We start from the raw sequence: 19669 nt of genomic DNA on the forward strand, positions 1-19669 counted from the left end.
GGGGATTTTACGACTGTTAAAGGGGGAGTTTCGCCCGCCGCGCGCGCTGCTGCCAGGGCGCTTTCTTGAAATCGCCATGCCGAAGCACCATTTCACAAGCGAAAGGAACGATCCGGCGCGTCATGCGTCTCTATGATGGTTCAACCTGTTGCGGCGCGACCGCGTCTGCGCTGATCTTCACGCACCCCCTGCCGCCGCTTTATTTCAGCCCCATCGCTCGAAAAATAAGGAGCCTGTCCCATGGCCCAGACATCCGCATTCTGCCTTGCGCAGCAATCGTTGCATCAGGCGCGCGCATCGTCCGAAACCCTGCCCAATGCCCGCCAGATCGCGCAACGGGCGGCCAATGCCTGGGGACGGGAAGCGGAACTGGCCGCCGGCGCCGAACGCCGCCGCGCCACCCGCGCAGTCCTGTCGGAGGACGAGGCGATCGTCGCCGAATTCCGCGCCGAAGACGACGCTGCGCGCGCTGCGCTTTGAACGACTGATTTTCAGGAAGGACCGACCATGGCCAAGGGCCAGAAGAAAACGAACCGCGAAGTGCGCAAGCCCAAGGCGGAAAAACCACCCAAGGGCAATGCGTCCAACCCCTCGACCAAACCGGGCGTGGTCGGCATCGTGACGTTGAAGAGTTGAGCATGGCGGACGATATACCTGCCGATCCGACCCAAACTCCCTCCACCGGAGGGCGCAGCATGTCCGGACGGCGCTTCATCCCGCGCAACGCCGTGCGTCTGGCCCCCGATGCCGCCGAACGGCAGGGGCGCATCACTCGCATGGCGATAGAGACGCTGGGCGCCTCGGACGCCATCCTGTTCCTCAACAGCCAGCATGACGGGCTGGCCGATCGCCCGCTGGCGCTGGCGACGACCAGCGAAGACGGGTTGCAGTTGGTTCTGCGCCTGCTGACGCCGGCGGCGACCTGATAGCCATGACGCCCATCGGCCGGTCAACGGCCGATGGGCATTTTTCTCCTACTGCGCGGTCCAGCCGCCATCGATGCTCAGATTCGCGCCGGTGATGTTGGCCGCGGCATCGCTGCACAGGAACAAGGCGGTGGCCGCGACCTGCTCGGCCGTCACGAACGTCTTGGTCGGCTGGCCGGCCAGCAGCACGTCGTTCATCACCTGCTCGCGCGTCATGTTCCGCGCCTTCATCGTGTCGGGAATCTGGTTTTCGACCAGCGGCGTCCAGACATAGCCGGGCGATATGCAGTTGGCGGTGATGCCATCGGTCGCCACTTCCAGCGCCACCGTCTTGGTGAAGCCCGCCAGTCCGTGCTTGGCGGTCACATAGGCGCTTTTGAAGGGCGACGCGACCAGAGAATGGGCCGACGCGGTCTGGATGATGCGCCCCCATTTCTTCGATTTCATATAGGGGATCGCCAGCCGACTGGTGTGGAAGGCCGCGTTCAGATTGAGCGCGATGATGAGATCCCATTTGTCGATCGGAAACTCTTCCACCGGCGCGACATGCTGCATCCCGGCATTGTTGATCAGGATATCCACGCCGCCGAATGTGTCGGCGGCTTGGCTCATCATCGCCTCGATCTGATCGACCCTGGTAAGGTCATGGCCGCAATAAAGCGCCTTGGCGCCGCTCAGCGCCTCCAGCCCGACGCGCTCCTTTTCGATCGCATCGGACTCGCCGAAACCGTTGATGACGATATTGGCGCCTTCGCCGGCCAGAACCTTGGCATAGGCGAGGCCGATGCCGGATGTGGACCCGGTGATAAGGGCCGTCTTGCCCGCCAAGCTCTTGCTCATGCCTTCTTCTCCTTCAGGTGATCCGGTGCGTCGAGGTCGAAGGTCGCGCTCTTGCCGTCGAGGATGTTGCGCGCGATCAGATCGCCCTTGTGCATCACTTCCTCCACCGCATCGCGGCCCTGGCTCCAATGATCCAGCATGGTCGAGCGGGAAAATTCGAAATCCTTCGCTCCGCTTTCCCAGGCGCGCGACCGATAGATCAGGTGGACGATGTTGACTGAACCCTGATCCAGGCACTGGCGCAGCGCCTGCGCCTCGCTTTCGTCCTGCAATTCGGGCGGCAGCTTGTCGAGCAGCGCCTTGATCGCGCCATGCTCGCGGCGCAGACGCAGATATTGGTCCGTCACCTGCCGGGTGCGGCTGCTATACTGGATGTCCTTCATGCGCGAATAGACGTCGGTCATCTGCCGCGGCATTGGCCCTTCGGCGGGGAAGAGGTCGACCTGGAACACCAGCATATCCTCGGTCTGGTGATTGAGGACATGGGCCAGCGGCGTATTGGACACAATGCCGCCGTCCCAATACCAGCGCCCGTCAATCTCGATCGGGGGCAGGCCGGGGGGCAGGGCGCCCGACGCCATGATGTGGCGCGCGTCGATCCGGGTATTGCCGCCGGGACCGCGCGTGTCCCAATAGGCGAAATTGCCCGTTTCCACATCGACCGCGCCCACCGACAGGCGGACGGGGCCGTCGTTCAGCAAATCCCAGTCGACGCAGGCGTCCAGCGTGTCCTTCAATGGCGCGCTGTCGTAGAAACTGATCGCACCCGGCGTGCCTTCCGGCATCAACGGCGCGGGCCACAGGCGCGGACGGAACATGCCCGGCACGCCGAAGGTGGCGACAGCGCTCGCCGCCCCAAGATGCATCGCTTCGCGGATATGGTCGATTTCCGGCAGGATCATGTTGGGCATCCCGCCCGATACGGTATACCAGAATTTCTTCAGCCGGCTGAGTCGCCGATGCGGCAGGTTACCCGCGATGATCGCCGCGTTGATCGCGCCGATTGATATGCCCGCGACCCAGCTGACATCGACGCCCAGTTCGTCCAGTCGTTCATAGGCGCCGGACTGGAAAGATCCCAGCGCCCCGCCGCCCTGCAACAGCAACGCGACCTCGCGGGGGAGGGGAAGGGGTGTGCGCGCGCGGCGAAGCGGTTTCGCTTCCGACGCCTTGGGTTCCATATCAGCCATGTCGCAGTGCAATATAGTCTTTGGCGTCATGATTCCAACTTAATGTCTCGTAACAAATCACTTGTCGCCGCAACCTTCATGTCGGCGGACTGTTCCCCGAAGACATTGAATCGCGTAGGCAACGATCAAGAGAAAAGGAGGGCGCCATGCGGCTCGACGACGAACAGGAAAGCAGCCATTACGAGGTGCAGGACGGCCGTGGCGGCGGCGGTTTGGGCGGAGGCCTAGGCGGCGGGCTTGGCATGTTGCTGCCGTTGGTCGGCAGCCGTTTCGGATGCGGCGGGATCGTCGTGGTCCTGATCATCATGGTCGTCATGGGCATGAACCCATTGAGCCTGATCGGCGGCGGCGGTGGACAGCAGGTGCAAACCGAACGACCCGCGACCGGCGCGCTGAGCGACATACAGCGCACTTCGCTCAAGGTGCTGGGATCGACCGAACGCCGCTGGACCGACATCTTCAAGGCGGAGGGGCAACAATATCCCCCGCCCACCCTGGTCTTCTATAGCCAGAACGGCCAGTCGGGCTGCGGCGCGGCGCAATCGGCGATGGGGCCATTTTACTGCCCGGCCGACCAGCGCATCTATATCGACACCGATTTCTTCAACGAGATGGAAAGCCGCTTCAACGCGCCGGGCGATTTCCCGATCGGCTACATCATCGCGCATGAGGTCGGGCATCATATCCAGACCATCACCGGCGAGTCGGACAAGATTCGCAGGGCTCAGCAGCGCGCCAGCGAGGCGGAAGGCAATGCGCTGCAGGTGAAGATGGAGTTGCAGGCGGACTGCTATGCCGGCGTATGGGCCGCGCGCGACACGAATTTGATGGAGGCGGGCGACCTGGAGGAAGGGATGCGCGCGGCGCAGGCGATCGGCGACGACACGCTCCAGAAATCGGCCGGGCGACGGCCTGTGCCCGAAAGCTTCACCCACGGCACCGGCGCGCAGCGGACGGAATGGCTGCGCAAGGGGCTGTCGACCGGCGATCCTGCCCAGTGCGATACGTTCCAGGGCGCGATCTGACCCTTATTCCGAATTGGGCGATCCGGCGGGGGCGTCCTGCGGCGAAAAGCCGGGTGCCATGCCGCCGGTCATCGGCGGGGCCGATGTGTCTGGCAGGCCGGCGCCCGGCGCCAGCGCGGGCTGATCCGCACCGGCCATGGGCTGGCCGAAGGATGTTGCAGCCTCTACCGAAGGCGCGCCCGGCGTCACGACCGGCGCAGCCGGCACGGGGGGCGGCGGCGGCGGCACGTCGGGCTTGATAGCGGATTGGTCCTGCTGCGGGGCGTTGGGCTGGGGCAGGAAAGCCTGGGTCGCCATGACGATCAGCGGCGCGGCCAGCAGCGTGGCGATGGCGAAATTGCGATAGAGCATGAGCGTGCGACTTTTCTGGAAAGATAAGCGCCGACTTCTATCCGCTATGGGTAAATAAAACCCTGCCATGCCTTCGGCCTGGTCGAACAGGCCGACCTGAGCAGGATCAGTGCCGGTCCAGCTTCGTCAGCAACGCCAACATATCATCTGGCACCGCGTCTCGGCCGGGCGCAAAGGTTGCACGCAATGCGTTGCCGACACCTTCATAAGGCTCCGGCAAGGCGACGGTCACGATGTGACCGGCGCCGCTTTTGCGGTCCGGCGCCGATCGGCCGACAACTTTGTGCTGGATGTCCATGAAGGACTGAACGGCCTTGTAGGCCAAAAGTTTCTGGCATTCGTCGCAAGCCCAAGCGATAGCGCCCGAAGATAAGGGAGAGCAGACGTGACCGACTGGCTGGAAACGCAAGCCCGGATCAGGGGCCATTCGCCTTTTCTGGCGCGCGCGCTGGACCGTTTTCCTAAGGTGACCGAACGGCTGGCGGCGGGCGACCATGACGGCGCGCTGGGCGCGGCGCTGGCGGCGGGCAGCCCGGAGGACGGCGTCGCCCGGTCGCTGCGCCGCCGTCGCGGGGCGATCGCGCTGGCGGTGGCCGCCGCCGATCTGGCGGGCGTCTGGGACATGGATCGCGTCACCCGCACCCTCTCCGACTTTGCCGACCAGGCGCTGGAGGAGGCGCTCGCCGCGGCGATGCAGGAACGCTATCCCGATGCCGAGCATCGCGGTTTCGTCGTCCTTGCGCTGGGCAAGCATGGCAGTCGCGAGCTGAACTACTCGTCGGATATCGACCCGATCCTGCTCTACGATCCCGCCACCCTGCCGCATCGCGAGCGCGAGGATGTGGCCGATGCCGCCGTGCGCATCGGCCGCCGGATGAGCGAATTGCTCACCGCCCGCGATGGCGACGGCTATGTCTTTCGCGTCGACCTGCGCCTGCGGCCCTCGCCCGAAGCGACGCCGATCGCGCTGCCGGTGGAGGCGGCGATCGGCTATTATGAATCGACCGCGATGGGATGGGAACAGGCCGCCTTCATCCGCGCGCGCCCGGCGGCCGGCGATATTGCGCTGGGCGACTATTTCATGCGCCAGATCCGTCCCTTCGTCTGGCGGCGCAGCCTGGATTTCGGCGCGATCGACGCGATTGTCGATATCAGCCGCCGCATCCGCGACCATTATGCGCAGGGGCAGGCGTTCGGGCCAGGCTATGACCTGAAACGCGGCCGCGGCGGCATTCGCGAGGTCGAATTTTTCGCGCAGGTGCATCAACTCATCCATGGCGGCCGCGACCCGTCGCTGCGATCGGGCAACACACGCGAGGCGCTGGCTGCGCTCGCGGCGGCGAACGTGATTGAGGCCGATGTCGCCGCGCGGCTGGACGAGGCCTATATTCTGTTTCGCACCATCGAACATCGGCTCCAGATGGTGGAGGACCATCAGACCCATCAACTGCCCAAATCGCCCGCCAGTCTCGACAATGTCGCCCGCTTGCATGGCCTGCCAGACGCGGCGGCGCTGCTCGACCTGCTGCGCCCGCATGTGGAATGGGTCGGCCGCAACTATGATCGCCTGAGCCCGCAAAAGGACGATGCCGGGCTCTCCCAGGACGAGGAGCGGCTAAAGGCGCAACTCATCGAGATCGGTTTCGTCGACCCCGACACCCCGCTCGCCCGGATCGCCCACTGGCGCGGCGGCACGATCCGGGCGCTGCGCAGCGCGGCGTCGCGCGAGGCGCTGGAGGCGCTGATGCCTGACCTCATGCGCGCGCTGGCCAAAGCGCCCGATCCCAGCCGCGCGCTCAACCGGCTGGACGACATGATCGGCCGACTGCCCAGCGCGATCAACTTCTTCAAACTGCTCGCCGCGCGCCCCGCTTTGGTCGAACTGCTGGCCGAAATATTGAGCCATGCGCCGACGCTCGCCGACGCGCTGGGGCGCCGCGCGGAATTGATCGACGGCCTGATCGACGCCACCGCCTTCGATCCGCCGCCGCCGGTGCCGCAACTGGCGCAGCAACTGGGCGCGCTGGAGCCGGGCGAGGATTATCAGGCGCTGCTCGACCGGGTGCGCCAGCGGGTGGGCGACCGCCGCTTCGCGCTGGGCGCGCAGATCATCCGCGGCGGCGATCCGCTGGAGGCGGGCAGGGGGTATGGCCGCGTCGCGCAGGCCGCGATCGAAGCGCTGGCCACCGCGACCGTGGCCGAATTCGAAATCGCCCATGGCAAGGTGCCGGGCGGCGAAATGGTGATCCTGGCGCTGGGCCGTATGGGCGGCGGCGTGCTGACCCACGCCTCCGACCTCGATCTTGTCTATCTCTTCACCGGCGATTTCTCGACCGAATCGGATGGGCGCAAGCCGCTGGGCGCAACCCAATATTTCAACCGCCTTGCCCAGCGCATCACCAACGCTCTGTCAGTCGCCACCGCTTTCGGCCCGCTCTATGAGGTCGATACGCGATTGCGTCCATCGGGTGCCCAGGGGCTATTGGCGGTCAGCCTCGACAGTTTCGCAAAATATCAGCGGGAGGACGCCTGGACGTGGGAGCATCTGGCGCTCACCCGCGCCCGGCCTGTCTTCGGTTCGCCCGCCGCGCGCGCGGCGACCGACGCTGTCCTGATAGAAACGCTCCGACGTCCGCGCGATTTCGACGAGCTGGCGCGCCAGGCGGTGAAGATGCGCGGCGACATCGCCAAACATAAGCCGCCGGCCAGCGACCTCGACGTCAAACTCGTGCCGGGCGGCCTCGTCGATCTGGAATTTCTAATCCATGTGAACCAGTTCCGCCACGGCATGGCATTTGACCCGGATTTGGGCCAGGCGCTGGCCGAATTGGTCTCGTCCGGCCATCTGCCTGCCGACTTGATCGCCGCGCATGACCTCATCACCCGCTATCTGGTGGTGTCGCGTTTGGTGTCGCCCAAATCGACCGAGCCGGCAGAGGCGACGCGGCCGCTGGTCGCCCGCGCCTGCGGCGTGGCCGATTGGCACGGGCTGCTTGCAAGCTATGCCAAGGCGCGGCAATGCGTGGGCGAGGCCTGGGCCGCGCTCGCCGCGCCCTATCAGGAGGAACTATGATGCTGGAACAGGGTATGTCCGTCCCCGCCGTGACGCTGACCGACGCTGATGGCGTGGATTTCACGCTGGACGCTTATCAGGGCAAGCCGCTGGTCGTCTATTTCTATCCCAAGGCGGACACGCCCGGCTGCACCAACGAGGCGAAGGATTTCACCGCGCTGGCCGATGATTTCGCCGCTGCTGGCGTGCCGATCGTGGGTATTTCTAAGGACAAGCCGGGCAAGCTCAAGAAATTCGCCGACAAATATGGCTTGCGCGTCATTCTCGCCTCCGACGAATCGGGCGCCGCGTGCGAGGCGTTCGGCACCTGGGTCGAAAAGTCGCTCTATGGCCGCAAATATATGGGGATCGAGCGCGCGACCTTCCTGGTCGGCGCGGACGGCGCGATCCTGCGGATCTGGCCCAAGGTGAAGGTCAAGGGCCACGCCGCAGAGGTGCTGGAGGCGGTACAGGCGCTTTGACCCTGCCCATTGTCGTGACGAGCGTGGGCGCGGGGTGCGCCCATGTCCTGCTGACGCCCGATCCGCGCGCCAAGCTGATGGCTGCGCGCGCGGTGGCGCGGGCGTGGCGGCAGGGACGGTTGGCGCACCGGTTCGACGTCGTTTTGCCGGATCGGCCCGCGCGGCCCGCCACGCCGATCCTGTTGCCGCCCGGCCAGATACCCCGGCGCGGCAAGATCGGTTCGGATCGGGCGCGGATCGCCATGCTCCATGCGATCGCCCATATCGAATGCGTTGCAATCGATCTCGCCTTCGACCTGATCGGCCGTTTTGGTGGGCAGTTTCCCGCGGTCTTTACCGACGAATGGATGCAGGTCGGGGCGGAGGAGGCGATGCATTTCGCGCTGCTGGAGCGCCGTCTGCGCCAGATGGGCAGCCATTATGGCGCGCTGCCCGCCCATGATGGCCTGTGGCAGGCGGCGGAGGAAACGGCGGGCGATGCGCTCGCCCGGCTCGCCATCGTGCCCATGGTGCTGGAGGCGCGGGCGCTCGACATCACGCCGGCCACGATCGAACGGTTCGAAATGGTGGGTGACATGGCGTCCGGCCGGATGCTGCGACGCATTATGATGGACGAGATTCGTCACGTCGCGGCCGGGACGAAATGGTTCATCGCGGCGACGAACAGATTGGGCGTGGATGCGGCCAATCATTACCAAATGCTTGTGAAACGCCATTTTCGCGGCAGCGTTAAGCCGCCGTTCAACGACTCGGCGCGTCGACAGGCCGGTCTGACGGAAGAATTCTACGTCGCGCTTGCAACATGACCGGCGATTTGCAGTTTGCATCCGGCGGGGGCGATCCAGGTCGCCAATAAATTAAACACGGGAAGCGCCGAGGGGCATAAGCCTCCGGTGACATAGTCGGGGTCTGCATGTCGGTTCTTCACACTGTAAATGCTCGCGGTTCGCGTTGGTTCCAAACGAGCAAGGTTAAGACAATTTTTGCCAATATCGGGGCCAGCATCGGGATCGTCGGCGCGCTCTGCGCGACCGCCCCGGTCCAAGCTACCGAAAGCGACGACCCCTATGGCGACGCTTCGGAAATCAACACCAGCGCGCTCGGCCCGTCCGACGTCGGCTTCTCCAACCTCTTCTCCAGCCTGCAGCGCCTTGATGGCAATGCCAAGACCGCGGCCTATATCCCGTCGGGTCGCCCCGTCGAAAAGCTGATCCTGACCTCAAATTTCGGCGTGCGGTCCGACCCGTTCAACCGCGCCGCCCGGATGCACAAGGGCATCGATATTCCCGGCCCGATCGGCACGCCGATCCACGCGACGGCCGACGGCATCATCAGCCGCGCCGGCTGGGCCAGCGGCTACGGCAACCTGGTCCAGATTTCGCACGGCAGCGGCATGGAAACGCGCTACGGCCATATGTCGAAGCTGCTGGTCGCCGAAAATAGCTATGTGAAACGCGGCCAGATCATCGGCCTGATGGGTTCGACTGGCCGCTCGACCGGCAGCCACCTCCATTATGAAGTCCGCGTCGATGGTGCCGCGATCAACCCGCTGCCCTTCGTCGCCGGCCCCGACTATCTGGTCGCGATGAACACCAAGCCGCCGCTCGCGATGGGCGGCCCGACCAAGGCGCAGGAACAGGCCGCAGACTAAGGTCCGTTTTGCCGACATTCGTACAAGGCCCGGCGCCCTATGGGTTGCCGGGCCTTTTGCTTGACCCTATCTAGGCAGCATGGCCGACATTGATCTTACCCCTTCCGCTGCCGCGCGTGTCGCTGCGATCGCCGCAAAGCAGGGCAAGCCCGCGATTTTGCGGCTGGCCGTGGAGGGCGGGGGATGTTCCGGCTTCCAATATCGCTTTGGCTTGGCCGAAGGCGTCGAGGTGGACGACCTGTCGGTCGAGCGCGACGGCGTGACGCTGGTGGTCGATGATGTCAGCCTGGACCTGGTCCGCGGCTCGGCCGTCGATTTCGTGTCCGACCTGGGTGGCGCAGCCTTCAAAGTGACCAATCCCAACGCGACCGCCGGCTGCGGTTGCGGGACCAGCTTCTCGGTCTGATTTTCTCATTGACGGGCTCTCGCGAAGGCGGGAGCCCGGTTCGGCGGTTGAGACTGGGCTCCCGCCTTCGCGAGCGCCTATTTCATGCTATGGGCGGGTCAGTGAGATAAGATTCGAAACGGATTGCCAGCCATGCGCATCGCCACCTTCAACATCAACGGCATCAAGGCGCGCCTGCCCCGCCTGCTGGAATGGCTGGACGAAACGCAGCCCGACATCGCCTGTCTTCAGGAAATCAAGACCAGCGACGAAACCTTCCCGGTCAAGGATATCGAGGCGGCCGGCTATGGCGTGATCTGGCACGGGCAGAAGGGCTTCAACGGCGTCGCCATCCTGGCGCGCGGCGAAACCCCGATCGAGGTGCGCCGCGGGCTGGAGGGGGAGCCAGAGGACGAGCATAGCCGCTATCTGGAAGCCGATGTGAAGGGCGTGCGCGTCGCGTCCATCTACCTGCCCAACGGCAATCCGCAGCCCGGTCCCAAATTCGATTACAAGCTGCGCTGGATGAAGCGCCTGCGCGACCGTGCGACCGAAATCTGGGCGGAGGAAATCCCCGCCATCCTGGCTGGCGACTATAATGTCATCCCGCGCGATGTGGACACGTTTTCGGTCAAGGCGATGCAGGACGATGCGCTGATGCAACCTGAAAGCCGCGAGGCCTATCGCCGTCTGCTCGGCGACGGCTGGACCGACGCGCTTCTCGCCCGCCATCCCGCCGGCGGCGTGTGGACCTTCTGGGACTATCAGGCGAACAGCTGGCCGCGCGACGCCGGTTTCCGAATCGACCATCTGCTGCTCAGCCCCACCGCCGCCGACCGCCTGGTCGATGCGCAGGTCGACAAGGAATTTCGCGGCCGGGAAAAGGCCAGCGACCATGCCCCGACCTGGGTGGAACTGCTTCCGGCGTAATTATACCCGGATTATATTGACGCAATTAATGCCGGGTAATAATGATCATGTCGAAGGGGATTCGGCATGGAACGGACATTGACGGCTTTTGCAGGCGATCTGTGGATCGCGACCGGCGACGACGGCGAAGTGCGCGAGGCGCTGCGCGCCATGGGCGACGACCACCAGTCCGTCCTGCTGTTCGACGACGCCACTGGCCGACAGGTCGATATCGACCTGCGTGCTGGACCAACGGTCGCGCCGCGGGGCAGGGGGCGCCCGAAACTGGGGGTGCAACCGCGTGAGATCACATTATTACCGCGCCATTGGGACTGGCTCGCCACCCAGTCAGGCGGCGCATCCGCCACGGTCCGGCGACTGGTGGAAGCGGCGCGCAAGGCCGATGCGGACAAGCCCGGCCCGCGTGCGGCCATGGATGCGGCCTATCATTTCATGACGGCGATGGCGGGCGACCGGCCCGGCTATGAAGCGGCGATCCGGGCGCTCTATGCAAAGGACGAACACCTGTTCAACTCGCTGTCTCAGGACTGGCCATCGGGCATCCGCGACCACGCCCGCGCGCTGGCGGCGCCGGCGTTCCTGTAGGCCTGTCGAACCGTTCGGGCACGGTTGGGCGAACGGATGTGGACTTTATAGAATCTACGCCGCCAGCCGCAAAAACGGCACGGGCTGGGTCGACCGCAGCACGATCGGCTTGCCTTCCGACGCCTCGAACAACTCGCCGTCCAGGATCACGCTGCTGCGATCGCCTTCGATACGGATCGTGTCGCCCTGTTCCAGATGGATGCCCTGCATCTTGTGCTTGCCCACCCGTTTGAACAGGCTGCCCCAGACCAGGCGCAGCAGAGCGGGGAGATTCTGGTCCACCGCCATCAGCTTCATATTGCCGCTTCGGCTGTCGCCGGGGTCCACGCCCAGCAAAAGCCGTTCCAACGTGGTCACGATCAGCACCGCAAAACGGCCGACCAACTGGCCGTCGCGAATCAGCGATATCCGCACCGGATTGCCCGAAGGCGGCAGGAATTTGGCGCGGATGCCGAAAAGCAGCGAAAACACCACCGCAAGGGCGGTGATGACATGGCTTAACCCGTTGGATAGGCCCAGCGGATAGATTTGGTTGCGGCAATAGAGCATGTAATCGGCCAGCCCCGCGCCGCCCAGGAACATGCCCAGCACCGGGCGGCTGCCGACCGCGCCATCGGACAGGGCAATCAGTTCGCGCGCGACGACATGATCGTCCACGCCCGCCTTGGCGATCGCCACGATCCGCTCCAGCGCTTTGATCGGGTCGCCATGGATGCCCAGGTCCAGCGCGATCAGGTTGGTCTTGCCATTGGGCAGCACCGCGATCGGCGGCACCCGGCCTTTGAAATGTTCGCCCTGATAGAGTTCGGTCAGCGAGGCCTGCACCGTCCCGTCGCCGCCATTGATGACGATGACGACCGGATCGACGCGGGCGATCGTCTGGAACGCCCGGCCGATCTGATCGACCTGCTCCACCTCATAATGGAAGATATCGGGGTTGCTGGCGCAATAGCTGCGCACCAGCGGAAGGGTCTGCCGGTTGCCCGTGGACTTGGGATTGGACAGGAGCGCGACGCAGACCATGGCTTTGGATCACATATATTTGAGGTTGATCGTGATTTTCGTCACGCCCGGTCCAACATGGAAGGCCGCCTTCTCCACGCCCGGTTTCCCCAGGTTGAAGATGCTGATCGATGGATTGTTGGAAAATCCACCGCCATCGCGCGAAATGTCCGTCTTGCCATTGCCGTCGCGGTCATGCCGCACGGCGATGCCATATTCGCCCGTCTTGGGCACCGGCACGCAAAAGCGCATCGCGCCATTGGCCGGCCGCACCGCCGTATCGATACGGTTCAGCCACTCGCCCTTCGTCAGCCAAGCGGCTTTGGTGGCGGGATAGGACTGGACGCGCACCTTGCCGGTGGGGGCCGCGAAACCGCGCACATCGACCAGCACGGCCGGTCCCTTGGCGCTGCTCTCGCACCGCCCCAGATCGTTAGCGATTTCCTCGCCATGGGCCATGGCCGGTATCGCCGCGACCAGCGCTGCGACCGACATCAGACCCATTGCAACTTTTACCATGACCATCAGACTCCTGGAAGCTATAGCCGCCGATATCGACCGGCGGACAAACCCCTGTTCGCCCCGCTTTTCTACCTGACTCGCATATGAGATGGGTTTGCGGCCAAAACATGGTGATGGGACGACGACTTAGAGAATGCTGACCGCCACCGACCGTTATCTCGCCCGCCTGATCGCGGTGCCCATGCTGGGCACGCTGGTGATCGCCGCGATGCTGCTGGTGCTCGACAAGATGCTCAGCCTGTTCGATTTCGTCGCGGCGGAAGGGGGCCCGGTCAGCGTCGTGTGGCGGATGCTCGCCAATATGCTGCCCGAATATCTCTCGCTCGGCATCCCGATCGGCCTGATGCTCGGCATCCTGCTCGCCTTCCGCAAGCTCGCTTTGTCATCGGAACTGGACGTGATGCGCGCGGTCGGCCTTTCCTACGGCCGGTTGCTCCGCGTCCCTTATATGTACGCCATTGCGCTGGCCCTGCTTAATTTCGGCATCGTCGGTTTCGTCCAGCCTTTGTCGCGCCACGCCTATGAAGCGCTGCGATTCGAGCTGCGCTCCGGTGCGCTGGGCGCCTCGATCAAAGTCGGCGAATTCACCAATCTGGGCAAGCGCATGACCCTGCGGATCGAGCGCAGCCTGGACGAAGGCCGCAATCTCCAGGGCATCTTCGTCCGCGCAGTCAGTCGCGACGGCCAATCGGTCGCGGTCACTGCGGCGCAGGGCACCTTCCTCGCCACTGACGATCCTGATGTCATCATCTTCCGCCTGCGCAACGGCGTGTTGGTGAACGACGCGCCCAAATATAAGACGCCGCGCATCCTCTCCTTCTCCAGCCATGACCTGCCGATCGACCTGCCGCAGATCGAGAATTTCCGCGGCCGCGATGTCGATCGGGAAAAGACGATTCCAGAACTGATGGTGATCGGAAAAAATCCCGCGACGCCGGAAAAATTAAAGGATGAAGTGCGCGCCAATTTTCATTTCCGCATGGTGGAGGTGGTGTTCATGTTCCTGCTGCCGCTCGCGGCGCTGGCCTTCGCCATCCCGCCCAAGCGATCGACCTCGGCGCTGGGCGTATTCCTCTCGATCGTGTTCATCGTGACCTATCACAAGGTGAACCAATATGGCGAAGGCATCGGCGCGCTGGGGAAGGTCGATCCTATCATCGCGCTATGGGGGCCGTTCCTGCTCGCCTCCGGCCTGGTGTTGTGGATGTATCATGTGATCGCCAATCGACCCGGCGGCCAGCCGATCGGCGCACTCGAAGTCGCCTTCTCCAAGCTTGGCAAGCACATCGTGCGACTGCTGCGCTTCGGGCGGCGACGTCCTGCTGCGCAAGGAGCGGCCTGACCCATGCAGCTAAACTTCTTCCCGTCGCGCCAGATCAGTTGGTATATGGCGCGCCTGTTCCTGACCCGCACCTTCGCCGTGCTGATGTTGCTGGTGGTCGTCCTCCAGACGCTCGACCTGCTCGGCAATTCGGGCGACATATTGTCCTATCCCGGCAATGGCGACCCCGAATTGTGGCATTATGTCGGTCTGCGCGCGCCGCAGATCGTTGCACGCTTCCTGCCGTTTTCGGTTCTGCTCGGCACGCTGGTGATGCTGGCGACGCTCAACCAGAATAGCGAAATCATCTCGATGAAGGCGGCGGGCCTGTCCGCGCATCAGATATTGGCGCCGCTGATCGCGACGGCGCTGGGCGTATCGGTCATCAGCTTCGCCTTCAACGAACGGATCGTCGCCCGCTCGACCGCGGCGCTCAGCGCCTGGCAGGCGGTCGACTATGGCCCGATTCCGCCCGACAGCGGCGTAAAGAGCAATCCCTGGGTGCGCGACGGCAACAACCTGGTCAACGCGGCGATCGTGGCGGGGCGCGGCACCGAAGTCCAGTTGCGCAAGGTCCAGATCTACAATCGCATCAATAATAGTCTGACGACCATCGTCCAGGCGCCCAAAGGCCATTATGACGCCGCCAGCAAGAGCTGGCTGCTGGAAGATGCGCGCCAGTTCGACGTGGCGCGTGGCACGGTCCGCAATGTCGGCACTGTCCGTTTCGGCCGCGACATCCGCCCGGACCAGTTCACCCTGGCGAAGGTCGATCCCGACGCGCTGACCTTCCGCGGACTGGAAGCGGCGATATCGGACTTGCATGACGCCGGCCGGCCGACCGCGGAGCTGGAGGGCAGCCTGTGGCACAAGCTGTCGGGGCCGCTGTCTGCGCTGCTGATGCCGATTCTGGGCTCGGTTGCCGCTTTCGGCCTCGCCCGGTCTGGCCAACTATTCATGCGCGCGGTGCTGGGGATGGCGCTGGGCTTCGCCTATTTCGTCGCCGACAATTTCTCGCTCGCGATGGGGAGCCTGGGCGCCTATCCGCCGGTGCTGGCCGCCTGGGCGCCCTTCTTCCTGTTCCTGCTGGTCGGCGAAACCGTGTTGTTCAGGACTGAAGAGTGATGGCCGCGAGGCGGGAACCGGCGGCCAGATAAAAAGGCCCCGGCGACCAAGGGACGTCGCGCGGGGCCTCCAGAGGGGGCGTTCCGATCCTCATAGGGGGAGGGGAAAGAGACCGGAACGACCCCGATATAGGCCGCGCCAAATCAGGTTTCAACAGGCAACGGAAATTAATCGATCCGCCTCAGCGCGCCGCCATCGTGCTGCGCGCGATCTTGCCGACCAGCGGCAGCATCCCCGGATAATTGCCGCGATGATAGGGCGATTCCCCGTCCAGCGTGGCGATCAGCCGGGCATGCGCCTTGCCCAGCGCATGATAGGGGACGCTGGGCAACAGATGGTGCAGCGCATGATAGCGCAGGCCCACCGGTGCCCAGAGCGCGGGCAGCGTGCCGGGCGGGGGCACGTTGACCGAATCGAGATATTGCGCCGTCACCGTCATCGGCTCGCCCTCATTCTCCCACAGATGCGCGACCAGCGTGCGCAACTGGTTGATGACGGTCATCGCCGAATGGATCGCCATATAGACGAGCAGCGGCTTCCAGCCGAAGGCGAAGACGCTGCCGACCAGCGCCAGCGCGAACAGGGAAGCGCCCGCTTCCTGCCACATCCACATGCGGGCGAAATCGCCTTCGGGCGCGCGGCGGCGATAGGCGGGATTGATCGACAGGGCTGACAATTCCGCCACCACCTTGGCGCGCAGCGGCGGGATCAGCAGCGAGAGCGGCGTGATCAGGCCGAAGCGCAGGATCAGGCCGACCGGCGCCAGCGAGGCGACGAGGATGAACAGTGGCAGCGACCAGGGTTTCATCAGCGCCAGCGGCAGATATTCGGGGTCTTCCGTAGTGCCATAACGGGTACGGGCATGATGCTGGGTATGGACGCCCTCATACATAAAGGACGGGATCATCAGCGGGATGCCGACGATCAGGTTCCAGACGAAGCGGAAGCCGGGGAGCGCGCCCTTGCGGATATGAGTCAGTTCATGGATGAAACTGGCCGCGCGATACAGCGCCAGCATGGCAAAGAACGCGCAGCCGATCGCCACGGCCACATTCTCCGCCAGAATCGCGCCGGCCATCGCGCCCCAGCCCAGCAGCGCGGACGCCAGCAGGTCGGGCCAGTAGATGCGCGGATTGGCGACCGCATAGTCGCGCGTCAATTCGGCCGCGGCGCGGAGCATCGCCGTGTCGTCGGGGATGGCGGCGCGCGCGCGCTGGGCGGCGGCCAATATGGGATCATGCACAGTCATGCGGGCGGTCCTAGCCTCCAAATGCGCTGAGATCATGGCAGCACCATGACATATTCGCTTGCGGTACGCGCCCGTTTCCCCCGCATGATTGACATTGCGCAAACAAGGGGCGAACTGCACCGCACTTCTTTTTTGTTCAAGGCGGCACCCGTGGCGCACACTGATCTGGTTATTACTCCCGTTTCCGGCAAGGCCGACTTTAAGGCCTTTATCGACCTGCCCTGGCGGCTCTATGCCAATGATCCCAACTGGGTGCCGCCATTGAAGGCGGAGGTGAAGGAATTGCTGACGCCGGGGAAGAATCCCTTTTTCGGCCATGCCGAGGCGCAATATTTTCTCGCCCGCCGCGGCGGGACGGTGGTCGGCCGCATTTCCGCCCATATCGATCATCTCGCGCTGGAACAGCCGGTCGCACAGGGGATGGGACCGGGCACCGGCAATTTCGGCCTGTTCGAAGCGGAGGACGCGGGGACCGGCAAGGCATTGATCGCCACGGCGGAGGATTGGCTGCGCGCAAAGGGCATGACCCGCGTACTGGGGCCGATTTCGCTGTCGATCTGGGAAGAGCCGGGCCTGTTGATCGCGGGGCATGACCATCCCCCCACGGTGATGATGGGCCATAACAGCCCGGCCTATCAGGCGATGATCGAGGGGGCGGGCTACGTCCCGGTCAAGCAGCTCAAAACCTATGAACTGGACATCACGCGCGATTTTCCGCCGCTGATCCAGCGTATCATCAAATCGGGCGAAAATAACGACCGCATCCGCATCCGCCGGGTCGACAAGTCGAAATTCGACGCCGAAGCCGCGATCATCCTGGCGATCCTGAACGACGCCTGGGGCAACAACTGGGGCTTCGTGCCGATCACGGACGCGGAAATCGCGCATACCGGCAAGAAATTGAAGCCGATCGTGTTCGAAGACCTGATCATGGTCGCCGAACTGGACGGCGAGCCGGTCGCGTTCATGATGACGCTGCCGGACCTCAACGAAGCGACCAAGTCGCTCAATGGCGCGCTTTTCCCCTTCGGCTGGATCAAGCTGCTGCGCTGGCTGCGCAAGCCTCAGGCGCGCACCATGCGGGTGCCGCTGATGGGCGTGGTGCAGCGGCTGCAAAGCTCGCGCATGGCGGGCCAGCTCGCCTTCATGATGATCGAAACCATCCGTCGTCAGGCGATTGCCGATTATGGATCGACGCGGGGCGAGATCGGCTGGGTGCTGGACGACAATCAGGGCATGAACGGCATCGCCGAGGCGATCAACAGCACCGTCAACAAAATCTATCAGATTTACGAAAAGCCTTTGTAAAAGCTTCGTTTCGCCTGCGTATCGTCGGCAACCCTTTGTGCGGTGCATCGTTGAAACTTGCAACCACCCTGAAGGAGTAACGACATGGGCGAAGCAACCGACAAGCTGAAGGCCGCTGGCAACAAGGCGGCTGGCGCCGTCAAGGAAAGCGTGGGCAAGGCGACGGACAATGAGCGTCTGGAAGCCGAAGGCAAGGCGCAGAAGGCCAAGGGCACGGCTCAGGATGTGGCCGGTTCGGTCAAGGGCGCGCTTGGCGACAAGATCTGATCGCCGGCCGTTGAAAAAAGGCCCCGCTCCGAAAGGCGCGGGGCCTTTTCGTAGATGGGGTCATGTTAGCTATCCGCGTCCCTCGACAGATAGGCTTTCACATCCCGGCGCAATTCCCCGGCGCATAGATAGAGCGCGATGACGTTGGGGATGGCCATCAGGAAAAAGCTGCTGTCGACGATGCCGACCACGCGGCCCAGGTCGATCGCGGCGGCGGGGGGCAGGGCGACGACATAGAGGATCTTGTAGGTCCATTGCGCCCGCGGCCCGTTGCCGAACAGATAGCCCCAGGCCTGCAAACCATAAAAGCCCCAGGCGACCAGTGTCGAATAGGCGAACAGGAACACGACGACCGCCAGCAGCCAGGGGAACCAGGGCGACACCTGGGCGAAGGCGGCCGATGTGATCGCGATCCCTTCCAGCCCCGTATTCCACGTTCCCGCGACCACCAGCGCCAGGCCGCCCAGCGCGCACACGATCATCGTGCCGAGCAGCGGCTCCAGCAGCGCGACCAGCCCTTCCGATACCGGATGCTGGGTCCGCGCCAGGCTGTGCGCCATGACGGCGGACCCCACGCCCGCCTCGCTGGCGAAGACAGCGCGCCGCATCCCGGCGACGAAAGCGCCGACCGCGCCGCCGGTCGCGGCCTGTCCGCTCCATGCGCCTTTCCAGATCAGCGCCAGCGCGCCGGGTATCTCGCCAAGATGCAGGATCAGGATCGCCACGACGCCCAGCAGATAGACGCTGACCTTGAGCGGGGTCAGTCGCTTCGCCACCTCGCCCAGCCAGGCCGCGCCGCCCAGCGTCACCAGCGCCACCGCGCCGGCCAGGAACACGCCATAGGCCCAGCCGTTGGTCAGGCCGGTGACGACCTTCACCTGCGCGAAGCTCTGGTTGACCTGCACCATCGGGATCGCTCCGAACAGCGCGAAAAAGGCGTAGGCGCCGCCCAGCGCCAGCCCGACCTTGGGCCAGCCGCGCGCCGCGCCCACGGCTTTGAGCACATACATCGGCCCGCCATGGACATGGCCCTGCGCGTCGAACACGCGATATTTGAGGCCCAGCGTGACCTCCGCCATTTTCACCGTCATCGCGAACCAGCCGATGATGAACATCCACAAGATCGCGCCCGGCCCGCCCATGGTCAGCGCCACTGCGACGCCGGCGATATTGCCGAGGCCGATCGTACCCGACAGCGCGGTGGAGAGCGCTGCCCACTGGCTGACATCGCCCTTCGCCTCGCCTTCCTGCGGCTGCGTGCGCAGGATATGGATCGCGCGCCCGACCTGCCGGATGTTGGGAAAGCCCAGCCAGAGCGTGAAGAACAGCATCGGCAGCGCCAGATAGAGCACGATCAGTTCGATCTGCGCGCCAAATAGCGGCACCTTGAAAAAGACGGCGGCGGAGAGGCCGTCGATGAAGGCGTTGAAATTTTCCATCGCCCCCGGATGCCGCCGG

23 protein-coding genes are annotated in these 19669 nt (G+C 64.4%); 15 read left to right on the forward strand and 8 right to left on the reverse strand.

Annotation, left to right across the window (positions count from 1 at the left end):
• Window positions 1-240 precede the first annotated feature (240 nt).
• From sphantq_RS14315 to sphantq_RS14325, 3 genes are read left to right on the forward strand one after another with little or no spacing between them, the layout of a single operon-like run.
• Window positions 241-480: a hypothetical protein gene (locus sphantq_RS14315; RefSeq protein ID WP_244884335.1), complete on the forward strand. Its 240-nt coding sequence runs from the start codon at window positions 241-243 to the stop codon at window positions 478-480.
• A gap of 27 nt (window positions 481-507) precedes the next feature.
• Complete coding sequence (locus tag sphantq_RS14320) at window positions 508-636, forward strand: hypothetical protein (RefSeq protein WP_269076424.1); 129 nt, start codon at window positions 508-510, stop codon at window positions 634-636.
• Between the two features lie 2 nt (window positions 637-638).
• Complete coding sequence (locus sphantq_RS14325) at window positions 639-926, forward strand: hypothetical protein (protein ID WP_272798798.1); 288 nt, start codon at window positions 639-641, stop codon at window positions 924-926.
• A 48-nt stretch (window positions 927-974) separates the two neighbouring features.
• On the opposite strand, the gene sphantq_RS14330 is transcribed toward sphantq_RS14325, so the two are convergent.
• Both sphantq_RS14330 and sphantq_RS14335 read right to left on the reverse strand, forming a co-directional pair.
• The gene (locus sphantq_RS14330) at window positions 975-1766 is read right to left on the reverse strand and encodes a 3-hydroxybutyrate dehydrogenase (protein WP_066600810.1); all 792 of its coding nucleotides are present in this window, start codon (window positions 1764-1766) and stop codon (window positions 975-977) included.
• Window positions 1763-2956, reverse strand: coding sequence for a DUF3734 domain-containing protein (locus sphantq_RS14335; RefSeq protein WP_066600812.1), 1194 nt, complete (start codon window positions 2954-2956; stop codon window positions 1763-1765). The genes sphantq_RS14330 and sphantq_RS14335 overlap by 4 nt, the downstream gene beginning before the upstream one ends.
• Window positions 2957-3102: 146 nt before the next feature.
• On the opposite strand from sphantq_RS14335, the gene ypfJ reads away from it, so the two are divergent.
• Window positions 3103-3981: a KPN_02809 family neutral zinc metallopeptidase gene (ypfJ, locus tag sphantq_RS14340; protein ID WP_272798799.1), complete on the forward strand. Its 879-nt coding sequence runs from the start codon at window positions 3103-3105 to the stop codon at window positions 3979-3981.
• 3 nt (window positions 3982-3984) lie between these two features.
• Here the strand turns inward: ypfJ and sphantq_RS14345 are convergent, their stop codons facing one another.
• Both sphantq_RS14345 and sphantq_RS14350 read right to left on the reverse strand, forming a co-directional pair.
• Window positions 3985-4332: a hypothetical protein gene (locus tag sphantq_RS14345; protein ID WP_066600819.1), complete on the reverse strand. Its 348-nt coding sequence runs from the start codon at window positions 4330-4332 to the stop codon at window positions 3985-3987.
• Window positions 4333-4438: 106 nt separating this feature from the next.
• Window positions 4439-4657: a hypothetical protein gene (locus tag sphantq_RS14350; protein ID WP_330219408.1), complete on the reverse strand. Its 219-nt coding sequence runs from the start codon at window positions 4655-4657 to the stop codon at window positions 4439-4441.
• A gap of 60 nt (window positions 4658-4717) precedes the next feature.
• Here sphantq_RS14350 and sphantq_RS14355 point away from each other — a divergent pair, with 60 nt between their 5' ends.
• The 7 genes from sphantq_RS14355 to sphantq_RS14385 all read left to right on the forward strand — a co-directional run bounded on the left by sphantq_RS14355 (window position 4718) and on the right by sphantq_RS14385 (window position 11417).
• Window positions 4718-7405 (forward strand): bifunctional [glutamine synthetase] adenylyltransferase/[glutamine synthetase]-adenylyl-L-tyrosine phosphorylase, encoded by a 2688-nt coding sequence (locus sphantq_RS14355; protein ID WP_272798800.1) that lies wholly within the window; start codon window positions 4718-4720, stop codon window positions 7403-7405.
• Complete coding sequence (bcp, locus tag sphantq_RS14360; protein ID WP_129925442.1) at window positions 7405-7866, forward strand: thioredoxin-dependent thiol peroxidase; 462 nt, start codon at window positions 7405-7407, stop codon at window positions 7864-7866. The genes sphantq_RS14355 and bcp overlap by 1 nt, the downstream gene beginning before the upstream one ends.
• Complete coding sequence (locus sphantq_RS14365) at window positions 7863-8672, forward strand: ferritin-like domain-containing protein (RefSeq protein ID WP_272798801.1); 810 nt, start codon at window positions 7863-7865, stop codon at window positions 8670-8672. The genes bcp and sphantq_RS14365 overlap by 4 nt, the downstream gene beginning before the upstream one ends.
• Window positions 8673-8779: 107 nt before the next feature.
• Complete coding sequence (locus sphantq_RS14370; protein WP_272798802.1) at window positions 8780-9517, forward strand: M23 family metallopeptidase; 738 nt, start codon at window positions 8780-8782, stop codon at window positions 9515-9517.
• Window positions 9518-9596: 79 nt separating this feature from the next.
• Window positions 9597-9923 (forward strand): iron-sulfur cluster insertion protein ErpA, encoded by a 327-nt coding sequence (gene erpA / locus sphantq_RS14375; RefSeq protein ID WP_066600826.1) that lies wholly within the window; start codon window positions 9597-9599, stop codon window positions 9921-9923.
• 132 nt (window positions 9924-10055) lie between these two features.
• Window positions 10056-10832: an exodeoxyribonuclease III gene (xth, locus tag sphantq_RS14380; RefSeq protein ID WP_272798803.1), complete on the forward strand. Its 777-nt coding sequence runs from the start codon at window positions 10056-10058 to the stop codon at window positions 10830-10832.
• 66 nt (window positions 10833-10898) lie between these two features.
• Window positions 10899-11417, forward strand: coding sequence for a DUF2239 family protein (locus sphantq_RS14385; RefSeq protein WP_129925347.1), 519 nt, complete (start codon window positions 10899-10901; stop codon window positions 11415-11417).
• Between the two features lie 54 nt (window positions 11418-11471).
• Here the strand turns inward: sphantq_RS14385 and sphantq_RS14390 are convergent, their stop codons facing one another.
• A complete protein-coding gene (locus sphantq_RS14390; protein ID WP_066600832.1) occupies window positions 11472-12440 on the reverse strand; it encodes a diacylglycerol/lipid kinase family protein in 969 nt (322 codons plus the stop codon).
• 9 nt (window positions 12441-12449) lie between these two features.
• Window positions 12450-12944 carry a DUF2141 domain-containing protein gene (locus sphantq_RS14395; protein ID WP_066600833.1) on the reverse strand — a complete coding sequence of 165 codons (495 nt, stop codon included), beginning with the start codon at window positions 12942-12944 and terminating at the stop codon, window positions 12450-12452.
• Window positions 12945-13074: 130 nt separating this feature from the next.
• Between sphantq_RS14395 and lptF the strand changes: the two genes are divergently transcribed.
• Together lptF and lptG are read left to right on the forward strand one after the other, a co-directional pair.
• On the forward strand, window positions 13075-14283 hold the full coding sequence (gene lptF, locus sphantq_RS14400) for an LPS export ABC transporter permease LptF (RefSeq protein ID WP_066600835.1): 1209 nt from the start codon (window positions 13075-13077) through the stop codon (window positions 14281-14283).
• Window positions 14284-14286: 3 nt separating this feature from the next.
• Window positions 14287-15387 (forward strand): LPS export ABC transporter permease LptG, encoded by a 1101-nt coding sequence (gene lptG / locus sphantq_RS14405; protein WP_129925348.1) that lies wholly within the window; start codon window positions 14287-14289, stop codon window positions 15385-15387.
• 181 nt (window positions 15388-15568) lie between these two features.
• On the opposite strand, the gene sphantq_RS14410 is transcribed toward lptG, so the two are convergent.
• Window positions 15569-16636 (reverse strand): fatty acid desaturase family protein, encoded by a 1068-nt coding sequence (locus sphantq_RS14410; protein ID WP_129925349.1) that lies wholly within the window; start codon window positions 16634-16636, stop codon window positions 15569-15571.
• A 150-nt stretch (window positions 16637-16786) separates the two neighbouring features.
• Between sphantq_RS14410 and sphantq_RS14415 the strand changes: the two genes are divergently transcribed.
• Entirely contained in the window at window positions 16787-17944 is a 1158-nt protein-coding gene (locus tag sphantq_RS14415; RefSeq protein ID WP_066604985.1) for a hypothetical protein, read from the forward strand.
• A gap of 84 nt (window positions 17945-18028) precedes the next feature.
• On the forward strand, window positions 18029-18211 hold the full coding sequence (locus sphantq_RS14420) for a CsbD family protein (protein ID WP_066600840.1): 183 nt from the start codon (window positions 18029-18031) through the stop codon (window positions 18209-18211).
• Window positions 18212-18276: 65 nt separating this feature from the next.
• Here sphantq_RS14420 and sphantq_RS14425 read toward each other — a convergent pair whose 3' ends face one another.
• Window positions 18277-19650 (reverse strand): alanine/glycine:cation symporter family protein, encoded by a 1374-nt coding sequence (locus sphantq_RS14425; protein WP_129925350.1) that lies wholly within the window; start codon window positions 19648-19650, stop codon window positions 18277-18279.
• Window positions 19651-19669 lie beyond the last annotated feature (19 nt).

This window comes from Sphingobium sp. AntQ-1, assembly GCF_028538045.1.
Lineage (GTDB): Bacteria > Pseudomonadota > Alphaproteobacteria > Sphingomonadales > Sphingomonadaceae > Sphingobium > Sphingobium cupriresistens.